Source organism: Streptomyces sp. NBC_00829 (assembly GCF_045161795.1).
Classification (GTDB): domain Bacteria; phylum Actinomycetota; class Actinomycetes; order Streptomycetales; family Streptomycetaceae; genus Streptomyces.
This window is the reverse complement of sequence record NZ_CP108867.1, coordinates 2,919,406-2,943,539: the sequence shown is the minus strand read 5'-3', so window position 1 is coordinate 2,943,539 and position 24,134 is coordinate 2,919,406. Positions and strand designations below refer to the sequence as shown.

Sequence of the window (24,134 nt, the reverse complement as noted above, 5' to 3'; positions counted from 1 at the left end):
GGGCACTGGGGAGTGCGCTGTCCGGGCTGCACAAACGCGTTGCCGGCCAGGGGGGTCCTGCCGCGGGGGCGCAGGGTCCAAGGGGGGACCGTCCGTGGTGATATCGGTGTTTGTCGTTGCCATTTCCGTGGCGCTGTTCTGGATGGCGGCTTTCACGCTGTGGTGGCAGATGCATGCCTGGCGGACGCCGGAGACGCTCGCGGCGACCCGTTTCGACCGGCCCGAGGGCGGTGTCGGGCTGTCGTTCTCGCTGTTGCTGCCCGCGCGTCACGAGCAGGCGGTGCTGGAGCACACCATCGAGCGGCTGCTGGAGTCCGGCCACTCCAATTTCGAGATCATTGTGATCGTCGGGCACGACGATCCGGAGACCGCGGCGGTCGCCGAGCGCGCCGCGGCCCGTGATCCGGTCCGGGTGCGGGTCATCACCGACACGCACGAGGTGAAGAACAAGCCGAAGGCCCTCAACACCGCGCTGCCGCACTGCCGCGGTGACATCGTCGGTGTCTTCGACGCCGAGGACCAGGTCCACCCAGAACTGCTCGCCCATGTCGACCATGCCTTCACCTCCACCGGTGCGGACGTCGTCCAGGGCGGCGTGCAGCTGATCAACTTCCACTCCAGCTGGTACAGCCTGCGCAACTGCCTGGAGTACTTCTTCTGGTTCCGCAGCAGGCTGCATCTGCACGCACAGAAAGGTTTCATCCCCCTCGGCGGCAACACCGTCTTCGTCCGTACGACGGTTCTGCGGGCCGCGGACGGCTGGGACCCGAACTGCCTTGCCGAGGACTGCGATCTGGGCGTGCGCCTCTCGTCCGTCGGCAAGAAGGTCGTCGTCGCATACGACAGCGACATGGTCACCCGGGAGGAGACCCCGGGCACGCTGATGAGCCTGCTCAAACAGCGCACCCGCTGGAACCAGGGCTTCCTCCAGGTCTACCGGAAGAAGGACTGGAAGCAACTCCCGGGCCGAGGACAGCGGTTGCTCGCGCGGTACACCCTGATGACGCCCTTCCTCCAGGCGTTCTCGGGCGTGATCATCCCGCTCAACGCGGCCGTCGCGCTCTTCCTCGACGTCCCGGTCGGCATCGCCATCGTGACCTTCCTGCCGCTGATCACGGCCATGGTCACCTTCGTCTTCGAGATCGTCGGTCTGCACGACTTCGGCAAGCAGTACGGCATGCGGGTCCGCTTCGTGCACTACCTCAAGCTCATCGTCGGCGGCCCCTTCTACCAAGTCCTCCTGGCGGGCGCGGCGATACGCGCGGTCTGGCGGGAGCAGCGGGGCCGCAACGAGTGGGAGCTGACCAGTCATGTCGGCGCGCATCTCACCGAGACCCGAGAGGATGCCCACCTGTGACCACCACACTCCCCACCGCGCAGGAGGCGGCCACCGAGGCGGCACCGCGCATCGCGGTGGTCCCGGCCGCCGTCCATGTCCGGCCCGTCGTGCGTTTCCGCAGCTCCCGGCCTGATCTGCTGCTCTGCCTCGGTCTGCTGGCGGTGATCCTGGTCGTCCAGGGCTGGAACATCACCCACTTCCCGACGCTCAGCGACGACGAGGGCACCTATCTCGCCCAGGCCTGGGCGGTTCAGCAGGGCGACGGCCTTGCGCACTACACGTACTGGTACGACCATCCGCCGCTCGGCTGGATCCAGATCGCCGCTCTCACCTGGCTCCCGTCCCTGATCGTGCCCGAGTCGATGACCGTGGCGACGATGCGCTGCGCGATGCTGCTGGTCGGCGCGGCGTGCGCGGTGCTGCTGTATGTCCTGGCCCGCAGGCTGTTCCTGCCGCGCTGGTCCGCCGCTCTCGCGATGCTGCTGTTCGGGCTCTCGCCCCTGTCGGTCGTGCTCCAGCGCGAGATCTTCCTCGACAACATCGCGGTGATGTGGATGCTGCTGGCGTTCTGCCTGGCAGCGTCGCCGAGCCGTCATCTGTGGCACCACTTCGGGGCCGGGCTTGCCGCGGCGACCTCCGTGCTCACCAAGGAGACGATGCTGGTGGTGCTGCCGGCGCTTCTGGTGACGATGTGGCGGCACAGCCATCGGGACACCCGTAAGTTCGCGGTGACCGGCGCGATCACCGCGTGCGCTCTGATCGGGCTGGCGTATCCGCTGTTCGCGCTCCTCAACAACGAGCTGTTCCCGGGTCCCGGCCATGTGTCGCTGATCGACGGAATCACCTTCCAGATGGGCCGCGAGGGCTCGGGCTCCATCTTCGACACGAGCTCCGGTTCGCACGGTGTCCTGCGGTCCTGGCTCTACTACGACCGGGTGCTTCCGCTCGGCGGCCTCGCGGGCGCGGCCCTGCTCCTGCTGACCCTGCGCTGGTCGGTCACGGCCCGCGCACTGGCCGGGCCGGCGCTGGTGGTGGCCATCCTGGCGCTGGTGGCGATGCGCCCGTCGGGGTATCTGCCCGCGATGTATGTGATCCAGGCGCTTCCGTTCCTGGCGATCGTCCTGGCCGCGGGCGCGGCGAGCGTCGCGCATGCGGTGTTGAGCCGCCCCTTGTCGCCCGGTCGGCGATGGTGGCGCGGGGGAGGGGACGGAGTCCCGGGGGCGGGGCCGAAGCTCGCGACGGGCCTTCGGTACGGAGTCGCGGCGCTGCTCGCCCTCGGCGCAGCCGCCTACGTCGTCCCGCACTGGTACGACGGCAATCGCGCCGCCCTCACCGTCGACGCCAACGCCCCCTATCGCGCCGCCGCCTCCTGGATGCAGAACGAGGTCGCGGACCCCGCATCCACCCGCGTCCTTGTCGACGACGCGCTCTGGCTGGACCTCGTGCACGACGGCTTCAAGCCCGGCACCGGTGCGATCTGGTTCTACAAGGCCGACCTCGACCCGGCCGTGACGAAGACGATGCCGCGCGGCTGGCGGGACCTCGACTATGTCGTCTCGTCCCCGACCGTCCGCCGTGACGCCGTCGACCTGCCCAACGTCAAGGCGGCGCTGGAGCATTCGAAGCCCGTCGCCGTCTTCGGCGGCGGCGAGGACCGGATCGAGATACGCCGGATCACCGGAGGCCAGCGATGACCACACCCCGTACCGGCGCCGAGGAAATCGGCGACCCGGAACTCAGTACCGCCCAGCTCGCCGAGCCGGGCGCCGTCACCATCATCATCCCGACCTTCAACGAGTCCGAGAACGTGGGTGAGCTGCTGCACCGGCTCACCGAGTCCGTGCCGTCCCGGCTGCCCTGTGAGGTCGTCTTCGTCGACGACTCGACGGACGACACCCCGGACGTGATCCGCAGAGCCGCGCAGGACTGTCCGTTCCCCGTCGCCGTACTGCACCGCGAGACCCCGGTCGGCGGACTGGGCGGCGCGGTCGTCGAGGGCCTGCGCAGCGCGGGCTCCGACTGGATCGTCGTCATGGACGCCGACCTCCAGCATCCGCCCGCGCTCGTGCCCGAACTGGTCGCCGCGGGGGAGCGTTCGGGCGCCGATCTCGTCGTCGCCAGCCGCTACATACGCGGTGGCAGCCGGGCGGGCCTCGCCGGCGGCTACCGCATCGCCGTCTCACGCGGGGCGACCTGGCTGACGAAGGCGCTCTTTCCGCTGCGGCTGCGGGGTATCAGCGACCCGATGAGCGGCTTCTTCGCGATCCGCCGCAGTGCGGTGACGGCGAAGGCGCTGAAGCCGCTCGGCTACAAGATCCTGCTTGAACTGGCGGTGCGCTGCCGCCCGGAGACGGTGGCGGAGGTGCCGTTCGTCTTCCAGGACCGGTTCGCGGGCGAGTCCAAGTCGACGGCGAAGGAGGGGTTGCGCTTCCTGGCACATCTGGCCTCGCTGCGTACGGCGTCGCCCTTCGCGCGGATGGCCGCCTTCGGGCTCATCGGTCTCACCGGGTTCCTGCCGAACCTCCTCGGACTGCATCTGCTGATCGGCGCCGGCATGCACTATCTGCCGGCCGAGATCCTCGCCAACCAGTTCGGCGTGGTGTGGAACTTCCTGCTCATCGAGACGCTGCTCTTCCGGGACCGCCGCCGGCACCGGCACTGGGCGGACCGGGTGGGACGTTTCGCGCTGCTGGCCAATGCCGATCTGCTGCTGCGCATTCCGCTGATCGCGCTGTTCGTGGGCCGCCTGGACATGGCGGTGCTGCCCGCGACCACGCTGGCGCTGCTGACCACGTTCGTGCTGCGATTCGCTGCGACGGAGGCGCTGGTGTATCTGCCGCGTCGCAAGACCCGTGCGGAAGGAGCCGTCTGATGTCCATGAGACCGGTGGGACGGGACCTGGAACCGGACGAAGGACCGCCGGCGGTGGCGGCGCCGAGAACCTGGCGCGGACGCAGGCGCGCGATGCTCGCCGTCGGCGCGCTGACCGCGGCGCTGCTGGTCGCGGCTCCCCAGCCCGCGTCCGCGGGTGCCAACCTGATCACCAACCCGGGCTTCGAGCAGGCAGGCGCCACGGGCGACATGCCCGCCTGCTGGGAGAAGTCCGGCTGGGGCGACAACGACTTCACCTTCGCGACCGTTGCCGACGCCCATTCGGGCAGTACGGCGATGAAGGTCTCCCTGACCCGTCGCGTCGACGGCGACCGCAAGGCGATGATCACCGAGGACACGACCTGTGCGCCCGAGGTGAAGCCGGGCGGTCAGTACGACCTGTCCCTCTGGTACAAGAGCGACACACCCGACACGTCCGTCACGCTCTTCCGGCACGACACCACAGCCGGCTGGCAGTACTGGACGGACCTCAAGACTCTTCCGATGAGCGCGAGTTACGAGCGCGTCGAGGTGCGGACACCCGAGATTCCGCCCGGTACCGACCGGATCACCTGGGGAGTCTCGGTCTACGGCACAGGCTCCGTGACCACCGACGACTACGTCATGGAAGAGGTCACCGCGCCCGCCCCCGAGCCCGAGTGCACGGCGACCGCGGAGCAGTGCGCCAAGGGCCGCTGGGACGTGCTGCCCGTGCGGAACCCGGTGCGCTCCATGCACTCCGTGGTGCTGCACAACGGGAAGGTGCTCGTCATCGCCGGCTCCGGCAACGACCAGGCGCAGTTCGAGGCGGGCACCTTCACCTCGGCGGTGTACGACCCGGCGACCGGCGACTTCCGTACGATCCCCACCCCCGTGGACATGTTCTGCGCCGGCCATGTGCAGCTCCAGGACGGCAAGGTCCTGGTGATGAGCGGCAACAAGGGCTATCCGTCGGCGGACGGCAGCATCGGCTACCAGGGCCTGAAGGACTCGTACATCTTCGACCCGGCGACCGAGGCGTACACGAAGACGAACGACATGAACGGCGGCCACTGGTATCCGTCCGCGACGGTCCTCGGCAACGGCGATGTCATCTCCTTCGGCGGTCTGAAGGAGGACTCGACGGGCAATGTGACGGCCGAGAAGTTCTCGGCGGCGCAGAACAAGTGGCTGCCGATGAACGAGGTCAACCAGACCTGGTCGTACTGGGGCCTGTATCCGTCGATGATCCTGATGCAGGACGGGCGCCTCTTCTACTCCGGCAGCCATGTCTTCGGCAACGGCACCCAGGGCTCCGGTGCCTCGATCTACGACTACACCGCCAACACCATCACCGATGTGCCCGGACTGCAGAACAAGGACCAGCGGGACGAGTCGGCGAGCGTGCTGCTGCCGCCGGCGCAGGACCAGCGGGTGCTGACGATGGGCGGCGGCAACAACGAGACCAATCCGGCGGCGAACCGCCTCACCGACATCATCGACCTCAAGGCCCCCAACCCGGCCTATGTGCACGGCCCGTTGCTGCCGCAGGGCCAGGTCGACCAGGGCCAGGGCAGGCGTCCGCAGACGGGCGCCGAGGGGAAGATGTTCGTCTCCGCCGTGCTGCTGCCGGACGGCAAGGTCCTGGAGACGGGCGGCGGGCTGCACGACCGGGCCGACCCGGTGTACGAGGCGTCGTTCTTCGACCCGGTGACCGATACGTACCAGGAGGGCCTGGCGACGGACCCGATTCCGCGGACCTACCACTCCGGGTCGTTCCTGCTGCCCGACGGGCGCGTGATGTCCGTCGGCGACAACCCGGGCAACGGCACGTACAACCACAACGTGTCCGTCTACACCCCGCCGTACCTCCTCAAGGGCGCCCGGCCGTCCATCACCTCGGTGATCGACGGGCGGTGGACCTACGGTGACACACAGCGGATCACCGTCGACCGGCCCGTCGCGAAGGCGGAGCTGATCCGCCCGGCGGCGGTCACCCACTCCTCCGACCCCAACCAGCGCTTCGTGGACCTGCCGATGACCGTCGACGGCAACACGATCGACCTCAACGTCACCAGCAATCCGAACCTCGCGCCGCCCGGCTGGTACATGCTCTTCGCCGTCGACGCGAACGGGGTTCCCTCGGTGGCCCGGTGGGTGCACCTGGGCGGGCCCGAGGCGATGGCGGCCGACGCGCCGTCGGCGCACGTCCACGACTTCTCCGAGGCGCCTGCCGCGTCGCCGAAGAAGGCGCAGAAGAAGCGGAGTTCGGCCCCGGTGAGCCCGACGGTGGCGGGGTGCGACCGGCACTACGGCGCGGCGGGCGTGTGCGTCCCGACCGTCTTCCCGAAGACGGTGAAGGCGACGACGGGCGCCCGGTGCGGATGGCTCTCGGCGCACGACTACGGGCGGTTGAAGGTGAACGGGCGGGACGATCCGCTGCGGCTGGATCCGAACCGGGACGGGGTGGCCTGCGGAAAGGGCGACGGGGCGAGGTGACGCGGGTGCGCCGCCCTTCGGGTGCCGCCCTCGGCCGAGGACAGCACCCGAAGGGCCGCGCCCGTGACCGCGGAACCCGCTCGTCCCGCGGCTCAACCGGCCCGGGTACGCGCGCTCATCCCACCCACCGCCGTCAGAGGGTGTCCTTGAACATGGCCAGCGCCCGGTCCACCAAGGCGCCCAGATCGTCCGTGTGGCCGCGCTCGGCCCAGTACATGGTCGCCTCCAGCAGCGCGCCCATGACTCCCATCGCGTACACGCGCACTTCGAGGTCGTCCTCGTTCCGGCCGGTGCGCTCGGCGATCGCCCGGCACATCAGGCGGCCGGTGACCGACATGGACTCCATCATCCGCGAGCGCACCGCGGGCACTTCGAGCATCAGCCGGGTGCGCACCAGCATCTCCTCGTGTCCGCCCTCCTCGCCGGCCTGCTCGCTCAGCGCGGTCTTCACCACATGCCTGAGGGAGTCGAGCATCGGCTCGTCGGCAGGCCTTGCCCGCAGCTCCGCCTCCAGGACCGGGTCGTACTCGTCGGTGAGGACGATGTCCTCCTTGGTGGGGAAGTAGCGGAAGACCGTGGACGGCGAGACCTCCGCCGCCTCTGCGATCTGCTCGATCGTGGTCGCCTCGTACCCCTGCTCCTCGATGAGCGCGTACGTCGCCCGGCGGATCGCGATCCGTGTCCTGAGCTTCTTGCGCTCCCGCAGGCCGAGCTGGGGGTGCGCCGCGGTGAGGGCGTCGCGCGAGGGGGTGCGTGCGGAGGCGGCCATGGGCGTCATTGTCCTGCATCGACCGGGGCGTCAGCCACGTCAACCTCGTCCCCGACGGTGGGGCGCGGGTTCGGCAGCGGGGCCGCGAGGGGCAGCGCGGACAGCACGGCCACCGCGCCGCTCACCGGCGGCGGTCATGGCAGCCTCATTCGATAGTGTGTGTTAAATGACAGTAACAATCAAAAGGTAGAGGCGTTCAAGAAGAAGGCCGTGGCGTCGTTGCCACGGCCGGGTTGGGGTGCGGGGGAGGGGTTACGCGTGCTGATAAGCCACCAGGGAAATGCCCACGTAGTGCACGATGAACGCCGCGAGCGTCAGGGAGTGGAAGACCTCGTGGAAGCCGAACCAGTGCGGTGAGGGGTTCGGGCGCTTCATTCCGTAGATCACGCCTCCGGCGCTGTAGAGCAGCCCACCGACGATGACCAGGACGAGGACCGCGATTCCGCCGGCGCGCATGAAGTCGGGCAGGAAGAAGACGGCCGCCCAGCCCATCGCGATGTAGCAGGGGGTGTAGAGCCAGCGGGGCGCGCCCACCCAGAAGACCCGGAAGGCGATGCCCGCCACGGCGGCGGCCCACACGGCCCACAGCAGCGTCCGGCCGGTGGAGGCGGGGAGCAGGAGCATCGTCAGCGGGGTGTAGGTGCCCGCGATGATCAGAAAGATATTGGCGTGATCGAGCCGGCGCAGCACGGCTTCGCCGCGCGGGCCCCAGTTGCCGCGGTGGTAAAGCCCGCTGACGCCGAAGAGCAGGCAGGCCGTCAGGACGTAGATGGCGCAGGCCATCCGGGCCTTCGCGGAGGGTGCGAGGGCCGTCAGGACCAGCCCGGCGATCAGTACGGCAGGGAACATTCCGGCATGCAGCCAACCGCGCAGCCGCGGCTTCAGCGGCATGGGTTCTTCGGCGGTCGCTTCGGGCGCGGCAGAGGTCATGACGGGATGGTACCTACGCAACCGTAGGTAACGGATGAGTCCTTGCCCACGCCCCCTCCGACGCGACCCGGAGTGCGCCCGGGGGCGTGCCCGGGGGTGCGGACCGGGCCGTGAGTGGCGATGCTCACGTGAGAGGCCCTCTGGACATATGCGCATACTGCACGGATGATCAGATGAGTGTGGTCGGCACCGGATGAGCGCCAGAGAGAAAGTCGAAGCATCCGGGTCGCAGCCCCCACGGGGCAACAACATCAAAATCCCTCACTTAGGAGCGATCGTGGCGCGCGACATCGCGGCTCCCAGCACCGTCCCCACCAACCACCAGGAGCTCGTTTCCTGGGTCGACGAGATCGCAGCAATCACGGAACCGGACAGCGTCGTCTGGTGTGACGGATCAGAGTCCGAGTACGAGCGCCTGTGCGGGGAGCTCGTCGCCAAGGGCACGTTCAAGAAGCTGGACCCGATCAAGCGCCCGAACTCCTACTACGCCGCGTCCGACCCGAGCGATGTCGCCCGTGTCGAGGACCGCACCTTCATCTGCTCCGAGAAGGAGGAGGACGCGGGCCCGACGAACCACTGGAAGGCTCCCGCGGAGATGAAGGAGATCTTCGCCGGTGAGCAGGGCATCTTCCGCGGCTCGATGCGCGGCCGCACGATGTACGTCGTGCCGTTCTGCATGGGCCCGCTGGGCTCGCCGCTCTCCGCGATCGGCGTCGAGATCACCGACTCCGCCTACGTCGCCGTCTCCATGCGCACTATGACGCGCATGGGACAGCCCGTCCTCGACGAGCTCGGCTCCGACGGCTTCTTCGTCAAGGCCGTGCACACCCTGGGCGCGCCGCTTGCCGAGGGCGAGCAGGACGTCCCGTGGCCGTGCAACAGCACCAAGTACATCTCGCACTTCCCGGAGACCCGCGAGATCTGGTCGTACGGCTCCGGCTACGGCGGCAACGCCCTGCTCGGCAAGAAGTGCTACGCGCTGCGCATCGCCTCCGTCATGGCCCGCGACGAGGGCTGGCTCGCCGAGCACATGCTGATCCTCAAGCTGACCCCGCCGCAGGGCGAGTCGAAGTACGTCGCCGCGGCCTTCCCGTCCGCCTGCGGCAAGACCAACCTCGCCATGCTGGAGCCCACGATCTCCGGCTGGACCGTGGAGACCATCGGCGACGACATCGCCTGGATGCGCTTCGGCGAGGACGGCCGGCTGTACGCGATCAACCCGGAGGCGGGCTTCTTCGGCGTCGCGCCCGGCACCGGTGAGCACACCAACGCCAACGCCATGAAGACCCTGTGGGGCAACGCCGTCTTCACCAATGTCGCGCTCACCGACGACAACGACATCTGGTGGGAGGGCATGACCGAGGAGTCCCCGGCCCACCTCACGGACTGGAAGGGCAACGACTGGACCCCGGCGTCCGAGACCCCGGCGGCCCACCCGAACGCCCGCTTCACCGTCCCGGCCTCGCAGTGCCCGATCGCCGCGCCGGAGTGGGAGGACCCGAAGGGCGTGCCGATATCGGCGATCCTCTTCGGCGGGCGCCGCGCCTCCGCGGTCCCGCTCGTGACCGAGTCCTTCGACTGGCAGCACGGCGTCTTCCTCGGCGCGAACGTCGCCTCCGAGAAGACCGCCGCCGCCGAGGGCAAGGTCGGCGAGCTGCGCCGCGACCCGTTCGCCATGCTGCCGTTCTGCGGCTACAACATGGGCGACTACATGGCGCACTGGATCAAGGTCGGCAAGAACGCCGACCAGGCCAAGCTGCCGAAGATCTACTACGTCAACTGGTTCCGCAAGAACGACGCGGGCAAGTTCGTGTGGCCCGGCTTCGGCGAGAACAGCCGAGTCCTGAAGTGGATCGTGGAGCGTCTGGCGGGCAGGGCCGAGGGCGTCGAGACGCCGATCGGCATCCTGCCGACGCGTGAGGCGCTCGACACCGAGGGGCTGGAGATGTCCGAGGAGGACCTCGACTTCCTGCTCAAGGTCGACAAGGACGTCTGGCGCGAGGAGGCCGCGCTGGTCCCCGAGCACCTCAACACCTTCGGCGAGCACACGCCCAAGGAGCTGTGGGACGAGTACCGCGCGCTGGTCGCCCGGCTCGGCTGAACACTGAAGAAACGTCGCGGCGGACCCGTACGACATCCGCCCTGACCTGTGGGGTCACCCGAGGTCTGCCGCGTCTTTGGCCCCGGAGCCCCCTCACGGCTCCGGGGCCGGACTGGTCTCGCCGTCGGCGCTCAGCGCTGCCGCGTCGGCGCGGATGGCGTCGAGAGCGGCGGCGGGGCCGGCCATCCGGGAAGTCCTCGGTCAGCTCGGTGAGCGCGGCCTTGAGCCGTTCGAGGCGCTCGCCCTTCATCGAGCCCGAGGTGTCGAGGACATAGACGGGTGCGGGAGGGGCGGCGGAGCTTGTTCTCGTACGCGTCGAGCAGTCCGTCGGCGACGGACCGCGAGCCGGGGAAGGGCAGTTCGCGCCGCACGCCGGGGGCCAGTACCGCGGCGGGCCGCACACCCGCGACCACCGGCCGCCGCAGCGTCCCCTCGGTGATGGCCCGCTGCGCCGCCGGGGTGCGCAGATACTCGGTGAGCGTCCGCCCGGCCTCGCGGGCGCTCTGCGGAGCGGAGTTGAGGAGCGTGAAGGGGTAGTCGGCGGTGACGACGCCGTCCTGCGGGCGGATGACGGTGAGCCCGGCACCACTGTCGCGGTTCATGGACAGCAGCACGGACTCGTAGTTGACGAGCGCGTCGACGGTGCCGCGCCGGGTGTACGCGGTGGCCAGCCACCCGGAGGAGCCCGACGTGAGCCGCTGCCCGGCGAAGAACTCCTTGAGCTTCGGGGTCGCCCTGCTCACATCGGCGTCGGTGAGGGCGGACTGGGCGCCGGAGAGCCCGGACGCGACCGAGATCAGGGCGGAGAAGCCGGAGTTGGAGCGTGCCGGGTCGGTCATCCCGTAGGTGAGCTTCTTGTCGGCGACGGCCCGGTGGACCTGGGGCCAGGTGACCTGGCCGGGGTTCCAGCCGAGTCGTGCGACCGCCTGGGGCTTCACACCGATGGCGACCGGCGAGGTCATGACGGGCGTCTCGCTGCTGATCCTGTTGGCGATGCCCGGCCGCAGCCGCAGATAGTCGTTGGACGACAGCCACACCGCGTCGTACTTTCCGTCGGCCTTCCCCGACGCGACCTGTTCGACGGCGTCGAGCGTGCCGCTCCAGGTGGCCTTGACGGTGACTCCGGTGGCCTTGTGCGCCCGGTCGAGGACGGGCCGCATGTCGGCGAGCAGAAGGGGCGGACGGGCCCGCCCTGGAACTTCGACTTCCGCCGCAGCTCGTCGGCCGGTGCCTTGGACGACGGAAAGGCGAAGTCCTGCTCCTTCAGGGGCAGTTCTTCCATGGCCCAGGACCCGGAGGTCTCCGTCTTCACGGTGAATCCCTTGGCAGCAAGGGCCTTCACCACGTCGGGATCGGCGAAGAACTCCGCCTTCTCCGATCCGATCACTCCTCGCACGGTCTTCGTTGCCGTGCTCTTGTCCTGGCTCTCGCGGCCTGCGACGACGGCAGCTGCCACTCCGCCGATCAGCAGCACCGCCAGGACGATTCCCACGATGCGTCTCACACGCGCAGCGTGCTCGCGGAATCCCACATTCCAGGCCGAGTCGGATGTACGGAAGGTGAAGGGGTGATCCCAGAACGCAACCGGAATTACCCACTCGGTGACGAGGTGGGTGGCACCCGGCCCGCGCGCCTGTGCGGCCCGCGGACCGGGGCCGTCAGCGGGCGCCGACCAGGCGCGGTTCGGCCAGGGCGGCGGTGTGGGCGTCCATCCGCTGGGCGGAGAGGATCGCGGCTGCCGTATCGGCGCGGGAAGCCGCCACGACGAGGGCGCGGCCCGCGAGGGCGTGCGCGCGGCGGTGCAGGGTGGTGGGGGCGGCACTGCTCAGGCCCGCGTGCCGGGCCGGCGGGGCGCCGCGGAGCCGGGCTACCTGGGCCGCGATCTGCTCGGCGGCGGCGTCGAGGCCGAGCTCGTCGGTGACGGCGAGCAGTGCGGACAGATGGCCGGCGAGCTGGATGTCCAGCTCCTCCTCGCGGCTGCGGTGCGGGTACTGGGCGTCGTCGGCCACCGCGTGGACGGACCCACGGCGTTGCGTGCGGATCGGCTCGTACATGGGGATGGCCTCCTGCAGTGCGTCAGGAGACCATCCTAGCTTAGATTCTGTCTAAAGTTGAGTGAAGTCGGGACTCTTCCCAGGGGGAATGATCACGGCTGGCTGTAGCCGTCCAGGAACGTCCCGATCCGGGTCACCGCGTCCGCCAGGTCCTTCGCCGCGGGCAGCGTCACGATCCGGAAGTGATCGGGATCGGGCCAGTTGAAGCCCGTACCCTGCACGACCATGATCTTCTCGGCGCGCAGCAGGTCGAGCACCATCTGCCGGTCGTCCTTGACCTTGTAGACCTTCGGGTCGAGCCGCGGGAAGAGATACAGCGCGCCCTTCGGCTTCACACAGGTCACGCCCGGGATCCGGGTCAGCAGGTCGTACGCCACGTCCCGCTGCTCCAGGATCCGCCCGCCCGGCAGGACCAGATCCTCGATCGACTGCCGGCCGCCGAGGGCGGTCGCGACCGCGTGCTGCGAGGGCATGTTCGCGCACAGGCGCATATTGGCCAGGATGGTCAGACCCTCGATGTACGAGGTGGCGTGCGCCTTGGGGCCGCAGACGGCCATCCAGCCGGAGCGGTAGCCCGCCACGCGGTAGTTCTTGGAGAGCCCGTTGAAGGTGAGGACCATCAGGTCCGGGGCGATCGCGGCGGTCGGTGTGTGCGTGGCGCCGTCATAGAGGATCTTGTCGTAGATCTCGTCGGAGCAGACGATCAGATTGTGCCGACGGGCGATCTCGGTGAGCGAGCGCAGCATCTCGTCGTCGTACACCGCGCCCGTGGGGTTGTTCGGATTGATGATCACGATCGCCTTCGTGCGATCGGTGATCTTCCGCTCGATGTCCGTGAGGTCCGGCATCCAGTCGGACTGCTCGTCGCACCGGTAGTGCACGGCGGTACCGCCCGCGAGCGACACGGACGCGGTCCACAGCGGATAGTCCGGCGCCGGTACGAGCACCTCGTCGCCGTCGTCGAGCAGCGCCTGCATCGACATCTGGATCAGCTCGGAGACGCCGTTGCCGAGGTAGATGTCCTCGACGCCCAGGTCGATGCCCTTGGTCTGGTAGTGCTGCATCACCGCACGGCGTGCCGACAGCAGGCCCTTCGCGTCGCCGTAGCCGTGTGCGCCGCCGAGGTTGCGGAGGATGTCCTCCAGGATCTCGGGCGGGCACTCGAAGCCGAAGGCGGCGGGGTTGCCGGTGTTGAGCTTGAGGATGCGATGACCCGCTGCCTCAAGCCGCATCGCCTCCTCGAGAACCGGGCCCCGGATTTCGTAACAGACGTTGGCGAGCTTCGTCGACTGGATCACCTGCATGTCCGCGAGCTTACGGGCGTGTAACGCTGATCGCTTCGTCTTTTCCTTCACGGAAGCCTGGCAAATATGTCCGGTTTTGAGACTTCGCCCGGTGAGAGCCGCCTCTCCCCTTCGAAAGCGCCACCGGGACGGTCCGTACGCCTGCGGATTGCGCGACGGGCGCGGAAGGAAACGGGCCGGTGTTGTCCTCGTCACCTTGCCGAAGGCGCGGCCCACCGTAGCCGTATGACTCTGCTGAGCCATGGCCGCTACTGCACGGAAATCGTCACCCAGACCGATCTGCTGGCGGCGCGCGCACGAGAAGGCGGCGGTCGCGGTGCGCGGGCCACTGACCGATCTGCTGCTGGTGGTGTACGGACGCCGGGACCCGCGCGCCGAGGGCGTCGGGATCCTCGGCGACGGGCGGCTGCTCGACGTCTGGCTCAACCTCGTCAGCTTCGGCTGAGGACGGCGGCCGAGGAAAGGCGGCCGAGGAGGGCCCGACCTGCTGTTTCCGGGTGAACTGGCGGACGGCGCAGATTTGTTGGCGCGGATCGGTCACACTCTCGCGCCGGGATGAGTCATAGCGGTGAAGACGACATCCCAAGGAGAGCAGCCATGCAGGCACGGATGAACAACCCCGCGACCGTCATTCCCGACGCCATGCCCGCCATCCTCAACCTCCTGAAGGCCACCCGGAAGGGCGGAGTTCCGGAGTCCACGCTGGAGCTGGTCCATCTGCGGGCCAGCCAGATCAACGGGTGCAGTTCCTGTGTCGACTCCGGGGTGCGCAGCGCCCGGAAGTCCGGCGAGAGTGACGAGAGGCTGTTCGCCGTGGCTGCCTGGCGGGAGAGCCCGTACTTCACCGACGCCGAGCGCGCGGCGCTGGCGCTGACGGAGGCGGCCACCCGGCTGGCCGACCGGCCGGACGCGGTCCCGGACGAGATCTGGGACGACGCGGCCGACCACTACGACGAGCAGCAGCTCGCGGCCGTGATCCTGATGATCGCGACGACCAACCTCTTCAACCGGCTCAACGCCACGACCCGGCAGCTCGCGGGCGCGGGCTGGTAGCCGGGCGGCTCGCGGGGCCCGGCGCCGTGCGTCGTCGGGCCCCGCGGGACGCGTCCGAGGAGAGGGCGGACGCGTCCCAGGAGACGGCGGACGCGTCCGGGGACAGAAGGGCGCGGTCCGCCCGGCGGGGGCACCGGGCGGACCGCTGTGGAATGAGCCGGCGGCAGGTGGCCGCCTTTGCTCAGGGCTCCGGGCATTCCTTCCAGGCGAGCCGGTAGATCGTGTTGATGGCGGTGTCCGTCGAGTCCATCGTCATGAAACTGGTGGTCTTCTTCGGGTCCGAGGTCCCGGCACTGACGCGTACTTCGGTGTTGATGTTGAAGTTACGCTTCACACCGCACGGCGCCCATACCAATTGGCCCCAGTCGGTGGTGTCCGTCGCCTGCCAGTTGTCGTCGATGGGACCTCTGAAGGGATGACTTCTGGACGCGGTGTCCGGAGATCCCTGGAAGTAGTACGAGGCTTTCTGTATGGCGGTGGCGCCGCTCACCAGGCTCGCGAAGCCGCGGTAGTCGGCGCTGGCCACCGCGTAGGTGAAGCCATGGGGGACATGCACGATCAGGTTGAGCTGGCAGTTCTTGCGGTAGTCGGTGGGGCCCGCGCCCACTCCTACCTTCGCGAGGTACTCGCTGTAGGTCACGGTGAAGGCGGTGTTGTCCGGGGAGACGGCCACCGCGGCGGATCCGGGACGGCAGCCCGAACCGTTGACGGTCGCGACCTCGATGACGATTTTGTCCGGCGGCGCGACGATGCCGGCGGAGGCGTTCTGAGCGGCCAGCAGTGAACCGAGAATTGCCACTGTCGCGCCGCCCGCGAAAAGTGCACGAGACATGATTCTCCCATCGGGGAAAAGTGAGGGGTTCATCCGGCAACAGGTCATGGCTGTCGTTGGACAGGTCAACCCCTTCAAACATTTCCGCGGGCTGTTCGAAGAGCCGGATCGACTCGAATCGTAGGTAGCAACTCAGAGGCTGGCTAGGTCCGTTATCGGCCTACGTGCTTACCTCGGCTCATTACTGCGACTTGCTCCGGCGGCCCGTTTCTGCGGGCTCCACCCGAACCGGAGGGCGATGGCCGGATGGCATCCGGTGCCTTCCGCGAGCGGGGCCCGGGCATGGCCGAGTTCACGCCAAAAACGGCCCCGAGGGGCACTTGAGTGCTCCTCGGGGCCGTTTCGCAACCGAAGTCAGTCGTTGTAGCAGGCGTTGCCGCCGGTCGGGTTCAGCAGGGCGATCACATTGATGGAGTTGCCGCAGGCATTGATCGGCACGTTAATCGGGACCTGGACGACGTTGCCCGACAAGAAGCCGGGGGAGCCGATGGCGGCACCCTCCGCCTCCGCGTCGGCCATGGCGGGGGCGGCGCTGCCCAGGGCCATGATGACGCCGGCAATGATCGCTGCAGCCTTCATGTGCTTCATTCTGGTGATCCTTTCAGCAGTGGTGCCGTACGCAGGCGCGACCGTCGCCCTGCGCTGCCAGTTTCCTGTTCAAGAACACCTCTGCAGGGACTAGTAACGAGGTGATTCCCGCAAAGGAACCTCAATATGGCCGCCCGTTCGAGAAGTCACTCGGATGCCTCACGGTCGCTTTATTGAACTCGCCAGTAGTTTCTTGCCAAAAATCTTTTCCTGCTGTACTGGCGCCCTTTTCAATTCGTGGGCATTTGGCCCCCTCCGAACGGGCTCACCCCCGAGCGCGCCGCGCTCGGGGGTGAGCCTGCCAGGTTCGGTCAGCTGCCGACCGCGCCGTTGCCCGAGAGCACCGGGATGTTGCTCAGGATGTGCGACAGCGGCTCGTCGCCCTTGGCCTGGGTCGAGTTCTCGACGCACTGCTGGTTCTGCGGGGCGGACAGGATCGGGACGTCCTGGACGCCGATCGCCGCGAGACCCAGGAGGTGCTGGGCGTTGACCTTGGCGGGTAGGCCGATGCAGGGCTTGTTCAGCGAGCCCTGGACGAGTGCCATCTGCGGGCTCATGTTGCCGTGGGTCGACGAGTTGCCGTAGATCTGGGCGGCGTGGTTGCCGTTGACCGTCGTCGTGCCCTCGTCGTTCCCGATGGCCATGGCCTGGGGAGCCATGGTGGCGCCGACGCCCACCATTGAAGCGGTGACGGCCGCAGTCGCCAGAATCTTCTTGATCACTTCAAGTCCCTTTTCGCTGTGAACGATCGATCGTGGAGCAGGCTGATCAACTGCCTTCCGACGGGTTTGGTTCCGCGCGTTCACCCGAATGCCGCACCCGTTTCCGGGGCGGCCATACACACATTCGGCGGAGGGCCTTCGAGGCCCTCCGCCGACAGCAGATCGTCGAGCGCACCCGGATGCGCCATGCCAACAGGAAGCACGACTGCCCCACGACGCAATGCGCCGCCGGCTGGAGGCGTGCAACCGGGGCAGTTCCCGTGGACGGTCTGCGTTTCCATTCCACCACTCGGCCTGACCCGGCCGGCTCCGCATTCACCCGTCTGCCGAGTGAACAGTGAAGGTCCGGGGCAATTCCGAGTAGGTGCACAATGGGAAAGTCCAGCACGCAATCGAAGCGGTGAAAACAATATGACAATCACGGCGAACGGGCATGCGTCCGTCGCACCGGAGAGAAGTCGAAGGGCAATCCCGGGCGGAATCGGCGCCGACCGCGCATTCGCGTTCCTTCTGGTGATCACGGGTGCGGCGGGGCTGCTGGCCTCGTGGGTGATCACGATCGACAAGATCAAGCTGGCCGAGGATCCGACGTTCACTCCGGGGTGCAGTCTCAATCCGGTGGTGTCCTGCGGGAACATCATGAAGAGCGATCAGGCGCAGGCGTTCGGGTTCCCGAATCCGCTGCTGGGTCTGGTCGCGTACTCGATGGTGATCGCGATCGGGGTGGCGCTGCTCGCGGGTGCGCGGTACCGGCGCTGGTACTGGCTGGGGCTGAACGCGGGCTGTCTGTTCGGGGTCGGGTTCTGTACCTGGCTGCAGTACCAGTCGCTGTACAACATCAACGCGCTGTGCCTGTGGTGTTCGCTGGCCTGGGTCGCCACCATCGTCATGTTCTGTTACGTCACGGGGCACAACATCAAGCACCGGGCCATCAAGGTCCCGGAGGGTCTGCGCAGGACCCTGATGGAGTTCCACTGGATGCCGCCGGTGCTGTGGATCGGCATCATCGGCATGCTGATCCTGACCCGCTGGTGGGACTTCTGGACCGGCTGACCGGGCCCGGTCCGTACGCCTTCCGTACGCGTCCCGTGCACGCAAAGACCCCGGCGGCCTGCGAGAGGCGCCGGGGTCTTCGCTGTCCGACTGAGCTACGCCGGCCGGTGGCGATACTCAGCTGCGGACGGCACCGTTGCCCGAGAGCACCGGGATGTTGCTCAGGATGTGCGACAGCGGCTCGTCGCCCTTGGCCTGGGTCGAGTTCTCGACGCACTGCTGGTTCTGCGGGGCGGACAGGACCGGGAGGTCCTGGACGCCGATCGCCAAACCGTGCACGAGGGACTGGGCGTTGAGCTTGGCGGGCAGGCCGATGCAGGGCTTGTTCAGCGAGCCCTGGACGAGACCCATCTGCGGGCTCATGTCGCCGAAGGTCTGGGAGTTGCCGTAGACCTGCGAGGACCCGTTGCCGTTGAACGTGGTCGTGTCCGTGTCGTTGCCGATGGCCATAGCCTGCGGAGCCATGGCGGCGCCGGCGGCCGCGACGGACAGGGAAAGGGCCGCAGTTGCCATAACCTTCTTGAACATGTTCCGTCCTTATGTTTGTGGAGGCCCGCGGTAGGGCTGCCCGGACAACTGTCGCGCCGGATGGTTGGTTCTCCCTGTTCACCCGGATGGCTCCACAGCGGCCCGCTCGTAGGGCTATTAAGCCGAACGGGGGGCACCTTCGAGCTCGCCCGTGTCATCTCCACGGGAAATCCGTTTCGCTCTGAGTGAGCCCTAACGTTGGGCAGAACATCGAACAGAAGGTGCTATTTCCCATGAAGACTGCCAAGAAGGCCGCTCTGGTCCTGGCCACCGCTGGTCTCGCTGCTGGGTCCGCCGCTGGTACCGCGTTCGCCGACGCCGGTGCCGAGGGTGCCGCTGTCGGTTCCCCCGGCTTCCTGTCGGGCAACCTGGTCCAGGTCCCGGTTCACGTGCCGGTCAACCTCTGCGGCAACACCGTAAACATCATCGCGGCGCTCAACCCCACCTTCGGCAACGCCTGCGTCAACGCCTGACATTGACTGTACGGGTGGCGCCGCCGGTTCCCACCGGCAGCGCCACCTTTGTCTTCTTGGCTTCCCTTGTTTCCCTTGTCTTCTCGCCGGAAGCGGAGCGTCACGGCAGGGCATGAGGAAGGGAGGGGCGCGACCGACGAGGTCGCACCTCTCCCTACCGCGCTGCCCGGGTCCGACTGTTCAGCCGCCGAACTCGACGCCCTCGAGCATGGGCGTGAGTCCGGTCGCCGTCTTCAGAACCGCCTCCGGTGCGTCGCCCCTGACGTTGTTCAGATCGGTCGCGGTGCGGGTGGCCTCGCCCACCACGTTCTGGTTGCCGTTGAGGAGCGGCGCCGAGCCGAGGGCGTCGGTCAGGCCCCCGTTGAGGCTCATGGGAGCCATGGCCGTCGGCGCGGCCATCGCGGGAGACGCCGCCCCCAGCGCGACCACGGAGCCGGCAACGATCGCAGCAACCCTTGAGTACTTCATCTCTTCGCATCCCTTTCTCCGGCGGCGTTTCTCGCCGTCTTCGACATGGGTAACGAGACCTGAGCGCAGGAGAAACCCCTGGTTTCGGGCGTATCTCCACGCCACGCCCGCGCGTACAAGCGGAGGTTCCGATATCGGCTGCTCTTGGTTCCAGCGGCCTTTGTGAAGAACATATGAGATGTCCGGTGCGGGGTCCGTCGCTCGGGGACGGGCCCCGCACCGGAACGGAGTCAACGCGAAGTTCAGTGGTTCACGCAGACGTTGCCGAAGGCCGGGTTGAGCAGTCCGACGATGTCCACGCTGTTCCCACAGAGGTTGATCGGGACGCTGACCGGCACCTGAACGGCGTTGCCGCTCAGGGCGCCAGGGGAGTGCGCGGCGACACCCTCGGCCGACGCGCCGTTGTCGTGAGCGGAGGCCGCACCCGCGGCACTCATCATCGCGGCAGCGCCCGCGGCGGCAATGGCACCGGCCTTGACGAAGCTCTTCATCAGCCTTTTCCTTTCGGTTGGAAAGTTGGAGCACTCGCTTAACGAGCCGTTGGCCCAATGGATGTGCGCGGTCACTCGTCGGGTCATTCCCCTAACGCCTCGCGCGATGGTCCGAAGGGCCGTACCGAGAGCACTCACAGGGGCTGCACCGCATCATCCGGATGGCGGTACAAGCGAGTCTGACGTGATTTCCAACTAGCTTTCTGACAAAGTGCACTCCTGTTTTGTCACGTTGATCGAACATGGAGAGCCAGACATGTCGAAGTCGACGGGCTTCGCTGCGCGGGGCGCCCTGGGAGTTGTGTTCTGCCTGGCGCTTTCGGCCGCTCCACTTGTGGCCACAGCCGCCCAGGGACGCACGGAGTCGCCCCGTATTCCCTTCAACCAGCGCTATCAGGCTGTCCACCGCGGCGGGATCATCCGCGCCGCCAACTCCGCGATCACCTGTCTGTCCCCCAAAACCGCCTCGGCCGGAACGTGTTCCGCCGTACGCGCCGGCGCGGCGGGAGCCAACAGCGACTTCGACATGCTCTACGTCGACGTCGACCACGACCCCAACACCTACAACTCCAGCCGTGCCGAGCTCGTCCTGCCCAAGAACTCAACGGTGCGCTACGCCCGTCTGTACTGGGGCGGCAATCTGCGCGTCGGCGAGCAGAAGCCGCCCAAGGACAACGGCCGCGTTCTGATCGCCGAGCCCCGCGGGCGGTACAAGGCGGTCCTCGCCGACACGCTCGTGGCCCATCGCAACGCCGACGGCGCCGATGCCTTCCAGGCCTCGGCCGATGTCACTCCGCTGGTGCGCCGGAGCGGTTCCGGCCTCTACACCGTGGCCCAGGTCAATGTGGCGAAGGGGCATTCGAAGGTTGGCTCGTGGGGCGGCTGGACCCTGGTCGTCGCGTACGAGAACAGCGAAGAGCCCCTGCGGCACCTCTCCGTATGGGACGGCTTCGAGACCCTCGACGCGAAGCGCAAGAGCCAGGAAATCACCCTGAAAGGCCTCAGCATTCCCGCGAACGCGTCCGGCAGTGCGGGAGTGGTGTCGTACGACGGCGACCGTGCCGCCCAGGGCGACGCGGTGAGCGTGCGGGCCGGGAACAGCACAGCCCTCGCCCTCGCCGGCCGCGTCAACCCGGCCGACGACGTGATGAATTCGACCATTTCCACCGCGGGAGGCCTGGCCATGAGACGGCAACCCGCCTATCTCAATACGCTCGGATACGACTCCGACGTATTCGACATCAAGCCCGCCCTGGCCGCCGGCGCCAGTGCGTTGAACTTCCGGTTCAACGCCGAAAGTCATGGATACTTTCTCGGCGTTCTCTTCATGCAGGCAGACTCTCGCCGCTGAATTCCGACGGCGCTCTGCTCGCCCGAGCCAGATCTACAGTCCACGTACGAAGAGAGCCGCACGTGCTGCAAAGAAGTTGGACTGAGACGAGCCAACTGACGGTTTTTCACCTGGTCCAGCCGGTGGAAGGGGGAGTCGCACGCGTCGTCACCGACCTGGTCCGGGCCCAGGTCGCCGAAGGTTTCCGTGCGGTCGTGGCCTGCCCGCCCGGCGGGGTGCTCGCATCCGACGCCGCGGCGGCCGGGGCCACGGTGCACACCTGGCACGCGGGCCGGGCCCCGGGCCCCCGGCTGGTCACCGAGACACTCACCGCCGCCCGGCTGATCCGCGGCAGCAGCCCCCATGTCGTACATGCGCACAGCGCCAAGGCCGGACTCGCCGGCCGGCTCGCCGTACGCGGGCGCCTGCCCACCGTCTTCCAGCCGCACGCCTGGTCCTTCGACGCGGTCGAGGGGCGCACCGCCGAACTCGCGCTGTCATGGGAGCGGTACGGAACCCGCTGGAGCACCCGGACCCTGTGCGTCAGCGAGACCGAACGCCTGGCGGGGGAGCGGGCCGGAATCGCCGCCCGCTGGACCGTGATCCGCAACGGCATCGATCTGCGCCACTTCGGCGACCCCGACCCGGCCCACAGGACCGCTCGGGCCGGCCTCCCGCAGCTGAGGCACCTCCCCGCCGATGCCCCGCTGGTGGTCTGCGTCGGCAGGCTCTGCCGTCAGAAAGGCCAGGACATCCTGCTGCGCGCCTGGACGCGGGTGAACGCGACGGTGACCGGAGCCCATCTGGTGCTCGTCGGGGACGGACCCGACCGCGAGCGGCTGATGCGCGGCGCACCGCCCGGCGTGCTGTTCGCCGGGGCGAGCAGGGACACCCGCCCGTGGCTCCGCGCCGCGGATGTCGTCGTACTTCCCTCGCGCTGGGAAGGCATGGCTCTCGCCCCGCTGGAGGCGATGGCCCTGGGCCGTCCCGTGGTCGTCTCCGACGTCGGCGGGGCCAGAGAGAGCCTGCCGCCCGGCCACGCAGCGCACGCACTCGTGCCGCCCGAGGACCCCGAGGCTCTCGCGGTGGCGCTCACCACGCTGCTCACGCGGCCAGAACTACGCGAATCCCTGGGCCGTCAGGCCCAGATCCACACGCGGGCCACCTGCGACGTGCAGCAGACCACGGCGGCCGTCTGCGGCCTCTACCGGGAGCTGCTGGACCAGGAGCTGCCGAGCTCGCCCCGATCGATGACGAGGAAGCACACCAAGCGATGACCACGGAGAGTGCACCAGCCCCCCACACCGCCCACGCGACAGCCACCCGACCTTCCCCGGCGATCCACGCCCCGCGGCGGTCCCCCGCCCGCAAGGCCGCGCCGGTCGGTCCGTACAACGCCGGCCGGCGCGGACCCGTCCTCGGGCTCGTCGTCGCCGACGCACTCGCGCTCGCCGTCCTCGCTGTGGCGCTGGCGCCCCGACTGCCCTGGCCGGCACCGGCGTGCGCACTGCTCGCGCTCGTCCTGCCGGTTCTGCACACCTGCCGCGGCCTCTACCGGCCCAGCCTGTCCCCCTCCGCGCTGGCCGAGCTGCCCGCTCTGCTCGGCCTCGCCCTGCTCCAGTGGTACGCCACCGCGGAGGCGCTCGCCGCCTACGACGCACGGTTCGCGGCCGACTGGTCCGTCCTGGCCTGCGCCGCTGCCGGGCAGGCGCTGCTCAGCTGCTGCGGACGGGCCGTCATCTTTGAGATGCGGCGCGCCTCGGCCGCACGAAGACCCCAGTCGACGCTCGTCGTCGGTCGGGGTCCGCTCGCCCAGAAGCTGACCGCCGCGCTCTACGAGCATGCGGAGTACGGTCTGCGACCGGTCGGCCAGGTCGACGACGGTCCGGCAGGTCCCCCGCCGGACACCGTTCCGCTGCCCGTCCTCGCCACACGGGAGGACGTCAGCCGCGCGATCATCCAGAACTCCGTACGGCACGCCGTGTTCACCCGGCCGCCCGAGTGCGCCCCCGAATCGGCCGCCCTCGTCGGTCTGTTCGCCCAGCACGGCTGCCGTCTCTGGCTCGTCGACGGCGGCGCCGCGGAAGGGCTCACCGCCCGCCGCGCGCCCGGCACCGACCATCTGTGGGGATTCGCCGTGCAGCCCCTCGGCAGCGGACTCCACCGGCCCCTGGCGCGCGCGGTCAAACGGGCCATGGACGCCCTCCTCGCCGCACTCGCCCTCATCGCCGCCGCGCCCGTGATGGGGCTCTGCGCCCTCGCCGTACGGATCGCGGACGGGCCCGGCGTCATCTTCCGGCAGGAACGCATCGGCCAGGACGGACGGCCGTTCGTCCTGCTGAAGTTCCGAACGCTCTGCCCCGCCGACGCGCACGAGTCCGCCACCCGCTGGAGCGTCGCCCTCGACCGGCGGATGAGCTTCACCGGCAACCTGCTGCGCCGCAGCTCCCTCGACGAGCTGCCCCAGCTGTGGAACGTGCTCCGGGGCGACATGAGCCTCGTCGGGCCGCGGCCCGAACGCCCCTACTTCGTCGCCAAATTCAGCCACGCCCACCCCGGCTACCGGGCCCGCCACCGGATGCCCGTCGGTATCACGGGACTCGCCCAGGTCAACGGCCTGCGCGGCGACACCTCCATCGAGGACCGGGCCCGTTTCGACAACCACTACATCGAGACCTGGTCGCCCTGGCAGGACGTGTGCATCCTCGCGCGCACCGCCGGTTCCCTGTTCCGGCTCGGAGGCAGCTGAG

General features: G+C 68.5%; 22 protein-coding genes and 2 pseudogenes. 12 read left to right on the top strand and 12 right to left on the bottom strand.

What is annotated here, in order from left to right; genetic code table 11:
• Positions 1 to 94: 94 nt before the first annotated feature.
• The 4 genes from OG293_RS12400 (at position 95) to OG293_RS12385 (ending at position 6,688) form a co-directional block, all read left to right on the top strand.
• Positions 95 to 1,357: a glycosyltransferase gene (locus tag OG293_RS12400; protein WP_405998859.1), complete on the top strand. Its 1,263-nt coding sequence runs from the start codon at positions 95 to 97 to the stop codon at positions 1,355 to 1,357.
• Positions 1,354 to 3,033 (top strand): ArnT family glycosyltransferase, encoded by a 1,680-nt coding sequence (locus OG293_RS12395; RefSeq protein ID WP_405998858.1) that lies wholly within the window; start codon positions 1,354 to 1,356, stop codon positions 3,031 to 3,033. Before OG293_RS12400 ends, OG293_RS12395 begins: the two co-directional genes overlap by 4 nt.
• Entirely contained in the window at positions 3,030 to 4,211 is a 1,182-nt protein-coding gene (locus OG293_RS12390) for a glycosyltransferase (RefSeq protein WP_405998857.1), read from the top strand. The genes OG293_RS12395 and OG293_RS12390 overlap by 4 nt, the downstream gene beginning before the upstream one ends.
• A gap of 92 nt (positions 4,212 to 4,303) precedes the next feature.
• Positions 4,304 to 6,688, top strand: coding sequence for a galactose oxidase-like domain-containing protein (locus OG293_RS12385; protein ID WP_406003572.1), 2,385 nt, complete (start codon positions 4,304 to 4,306; stop codon positions 6,686 to 6,688).
• Positions 6,689 to 6,821: 133 nt separating this feature from the next.
• Here OG293_RS12385 and OG293_RS12380 read toward each other — a convergent pair whose 3' ends face one another.
• A complete protein-coding gene (locus tag OG293_RS12380) occupies positions 6,822 to 7,457 on the bottom strand; it encodes a TetR/AcrR family transcriptional regulator (RefSeq protein WP_405998856.1) in 636 nt (211 codons plus the stop codon).
• A gap of 252 nt (positions 7,458 to 7,709) precedes the next feature.
• Positions 7,710 to 8,387: a hemolysin III family protein gene (locus OG293_RS12375; protein WP_405998855.1), complete on the bottom strand. Its 678-nt coding sequence runs from the start codon at positions 8,385 to 8,387 to the stop codon at positions 7,710 to 7,712.
• Positions 8,388 to 8,664: 277 nt separating this feature from the next.
• Here OG293_RS12375 and OG293_RS12370 point away from each other — a divergent pair, with 277 nt between their 5' ends.
• On the top strand, positions 8,665 to 10,488 hold the full coding sequence (locus OG293_RS12370; protein WP_405998854.1) for a phosphoenolpyruvate carboxykinase (GTP): 1,824 nt from the start codon (positions 8,665 to 8,667) through the stop codon (positions 10,486 to 10,488).
• Positions 10,489 to 10,599: 111 nt separating this feature from the next.
• Here the strand turns inward: OG293_RS12370 and OG293_RS12365 are convergent.
• The 4 genes and pseudogenes from OG293_RS12365 to OG293_RS12350 form a co-directional block, all read right to left on the bottom strand.
• Positions 10,600 to 11,705: pseudogene (locus OG293_RS12365) on the bottom strand (substrate-binding domain-containing protein); the annotation flags it as partial.
• Positions 11,651 to 12,019: pseudogene (locus tag OG293_RS12360) on the bottom strand (hypothetical protein); the annotation flags it as partial. The pseudogenes OG293_RS12360 and OG293_RS12365, both read right to left, overlap by 55 nt.
• A gap of 127 nt (positions 12,020 to 12,146) precedes the next feature.
• Positions 12,147 to 12,542 (bottom strand): hypothetical protein, encoded by a 396-nt coding sequence (locus OG293_RS12355; protein ID WP_405998853.1) that lies wholly within the window; start codon positions 12,540 to 12,542, stop codon positions 12,147 to 12,149.
• A 92-nt stretch (positions 12,543 to 12,634) separates the two neighbouring features.
• The gene (locus tag OG293_RS12350) at positions 12,635 to 13,846 is read right to left on the bottom strand and encodes a pyridoxal phosphate-dependent aminotransferase (protein ID WP_405998852.1); all 1,212 of its coding nucleotides are present in this window, start codon (positions 13,844 to 13,846) and stop codon (positions 12,635 to 12,637) included.
• A gap of 241 nt (positions 13,847 to 14,087) precedes the next feature.
• Here OG293_RS12350 and OG293_RS12345 point away from each other — a divergent pair, with 241 nt between their 5' ends.
• Both OG293_RS12345 and OG293_RS12340 read left to right on the top strand, forming a co-directional pair.
• Positions 14,088 to 14,291, top strand: a complete 204-nt coding sequence (locus OG293_RS12345; RefSeq protein ID WP_405998851.1) for a hypothetical protein — start codon at positions 14,088 to 14,090, stop codon at positions 14,289 to 14,291.
• 152 nt (positions 14,292 to 14,443) lie between these two features.
• Positions 14,444 to 14,899: a carboxymuconolactone decarboxylase family protein gene (locus tag OG293_RS12340; protein ID WP_405998850.1), complete on the top strand. Its 456-nt coding sequence runs from the start codon at positions 14,444 to 14,446 to the stop codon at positions 14,897 to 14,899.
• 181 nt (positions 14,900 to 15,080) lie between these two features.
• Here the strand turns inward: OG293_RS12340 and OG293_RS12335 are convergent, their stop codons facing one another.
• The 3 genes from OG293_RS12335 to OG293_RS12325 all read right to left on the bottom strand — a co-directional run bounded on the left by OG293_RS12335 (position 15,081) and on the right by OG293_RS12325 (position 17,041).
• The gene (locus OG293_RS12335) at positions 15,081 to 15,731 is read right to left on the bottom strand and encodes a DUF4360 domain-containing protein (protein WP_405998849.1); all 651 of its coding nucleotides are present in this window, start codon (positions 15,729 to 15,731) and stop codon (positions 15,081 to 15,083) included.
• A gap of 354 nt (positions 15,732 to 16,085) precedes the next feature.
• A complete protein-coding gene (locus OG293_RS12330) occupies positions 16,086 to 16,319 on the bottom strand; it encodes a chaplin (RefSeq protein ID WP_405998848.1) in 234 nt (77 codons plus the stop codon).
• 311 nt (positions 16,320 to 16,630) lie between these two features.
• On the bottom strand, positions 16,631 to 17,041 hold the full coding sequence (locus OG293_RS12325) for a rodlin (RefSeq protein WP_405998847.1): 411 nt from the start codon (positions 17,039 to 17,041) through the stop codon (positions 16,631 to 16,633).
• Between the two features lie 411 nt (positions 17,042 to 17,452).
• On the opposite strand from OG293_RS12325, the gene OG293_RS12320 reads away from it, so the two are divergent.
• On the top strand, positions 17,453 to 18,094 hold the full coding sequence (locus OG293_RS12320; protein WP_405998846.1) for a vitamin K epoxide reductase family protein: 642 nt from the start codon (positions 17,453 to 17,455) through the stop codon (positions 18,092 to 18,094).
• A 117-nt stretch (positions 18,095 to 18,211) separates the two neighbouring features.
• On the opposite strand, the gene OG293_RS12315 is transcribed toward OG293_RS12320, so the two are convergent.
• The gene (locus OG293_RS12315; RefSeq protein WP_405998845.1) at positions 18,212 to 18,622 is read right to left on the bottom strand and encodes a rodlin; all 411 of its coding nucleotides are present in this window, start codon (positions 18,620 to 18,622) and stop codon (positions 18,212 to 18,214) included.
• 233 nt (positions 18,623 to 18,855) lie between these two features.
• On the opposite strand from OG293_RS12315, the gene OG293_RS12310 reads away from it, so the two are divergent.
• Complete coding sequence (locus OG293_RS12310) at positions 18,856 to 19,095, top strand: chaplin (protein ID WP_405998844.1); 240 nt, start codon at positions 18,856 to 18,858, stop codon at positions 19,093 to 19,095.
• Between the two features lie 180 nt (positions 19,096 to 19,275).
• Here the strand turns inward: OG293_RS12310 and OG293_RS12305 are convergent, their stop codons facing one another.
• Positions 19,276 to 19,563 (bottom strand): hypothetical protein, encoded by a 288-nt coding sequence (locus OG293_RS12305; protein WP_405998843.1) that lies wholly within the window; start codon positions 19,561 to 19,563, stop codon positions 19,276 to 19,278.
• Between the two features lie 242 nt (positions 19,564 to 19,805).
• The gene (locus OG293_RS12300) at positions 19,806 to 20,054 is read right to left on the bottom strand and encodes a chaplin (protein WP_405998842.1); all 249 of its coding nucleotides are present in this window, start codon (positions 20,052 to 20,054) and stop codon (positions 19,806 to 19,808) included.
• A 256-nt stretch (positions 20,055 to 20,310) separates the two neighbouring features.
• Here OG293_RS12300 and OG293_RS12295 point away from each other — a divergent pair, with 256 nt between their 5' ends.
• The 3 genes from OG293_RS12295 (at position 20,311) to OG293_RS12285 (ending at position 24,133) form a co-directional block, all read left to right on the top strand.
• On the top strand, positions 20,311 to 21,405 hold the full coding sequence (locus OG293_RS12295) for a DUF3344 domain-containing protein (protein ID WP_405998841.1): 1,095 nt from the start codon (positions 20,311 to 20,313) through the stop codon (positions 21,403 to 21,405).
• A gap of 62 nt (positions 21,406 to 21,467) precedes the next feature.
• On the top strand, positions 21,468 to 22,661 hold the full coding sequence (locus tag OG293_RS12290; protein WP_405998840.1) for a glycosyltransferase: 1,194 nt from the start codon (positions 21,468 to 21,470) through the stop codon (positions 22,659 to 22,661).
• The gene (locus OG293_RS12285; protein ID WP_405998839.1) at positions 22,658 to 24,133 is read left to right on the top strand and encodes an exopolysaccharide biosynthesis polyprenyl glycosylphosphotransferase; all 1,476 of its coding nucleotides are present in this window, start codon (positions 22,658 to 22,660) and stop codon (positions 24,131 to 24,133) included. The genes OG293_RS12290 and OG293_RS12285 overlap by 4 nt, the downstream gene beginning before the upstream one ends.
• Position 24,134: the final 1 nt, after the last annotated feature.

Coding starts and splice junctions, on each gene's coding strand:
- OG293_RS12390 (WP_405998857.1), top strand. CDS start 3,030: ATGACCACACCCCGTACCGGCGCCGAGGAAATCGGCGACCCGGAACTC.
- OG293_RS12385 (WP_406003572.1), top strand. CDS start 4,304: ATGCTCGCCGTCGGCGCGCTGACCGCGGCGCTGCTGGTCGCGGCTCCC.
- OG293_RS12380 (WP_405998856.1), bottom strand. CDS start 7,457: ATGGCCGCCTCCGCACGCACCCCCTCGCGCGACGCCCTCACCGCGGCG.
- OG293_RS12375 (WP_405998855.1), bottom strand. CDS start 8,387: ATGACCTCTGCCGCGCCCGAAGCGACCGCCGAAGAACCCATGCCGCTG.
- OG293_RS12355 (WP_405998853.1), bottom strand. CDS start 12,542: ATGTACGAGCCGATCCGCACGCAACGCCGTGGGTCCGTCCACGCGGTG.
- OG293_RS12350 (WP_405998852.1), bottom strand. CDS start 13,846: ATGCAGGTGATCCAGTCGACGAAGCTCGCCAACGTCTGTTACGAAATC.
- OG293_RS12345 (WP_405998851.1), top strand. CDS start 14,088: ATGGCCGCTACTGCACGGAAATCGTCACCCAGACCGATCTGCTGGCGG.
- OG293_RS12340 (WP_405998850.1), top strand. CDS start 14,444: ATGCAGGCACGGATGAACAACCCCGCGACCGTCATTCCCGACGCCATG.
- OG293_RS12335 (WP_405998849.1), bottom strand. CDS start 15,731: ATGTCTCGTGCACTTTTCGCGGGCGGCGCGACAGTGGCAATTCTCGGT.
- OG293_RS12330 (WP_405998848.1), bottom strand. CDS start 16,319: ATGAAGCACATGAAGGCTGCAGCGATCATTGCCGGCGTCATCATGGCC.
- OG293_RS12320 (WP_405998846.1), top strand. CDS start 17,453: ATGACAATCACGGCGAACGGGCATGCGTCCGTCGCACCGGAGAGAAGT.
- OG293_RS12315 (WP_405998845.1), bottom strand. CDS start 18,622: ATGTTCAAGAAGGTTATGGCAACTGCGGCCCTTTCCCTGTCCGTCGCG.
- OG293_RS12310 (WP_405998844.1), top strand. CDS start 18,856: ATGAAGACTGCCAAGAAGGCCGCTCTGGTCCTGGCCACCGCTGGTCTC.
- OG293_RS12305 (WP_405998843.1), bottom strand. CDS start 19,563: ATGAAGTACTCAAGGGTTGCTGCGATCGTTGCCGGCTCCGTGGTCGCG.
- OG293_RS12300 (WP_405998842.1), bottom strand. CDS start 20,054: ATGAAGAGCTTCGTCAAGGCCGGTGCCATTGCCGCCGCGGGCGCTGCC.
- OG293_RS12295 (WP_405998841.1), top strand. CDS start 20,311: ATGTCGAAGTCGACGGGCTTCGCTGCGCGGGGCGCCCTGGGAGTTGTG.
- OG293_RS12285 (WP_405998839.1), top strand. CDS start 22,658: ATGACCACGGAGAGTGCACCAGCCCCCCACACCGCCCACGCGACAGCC.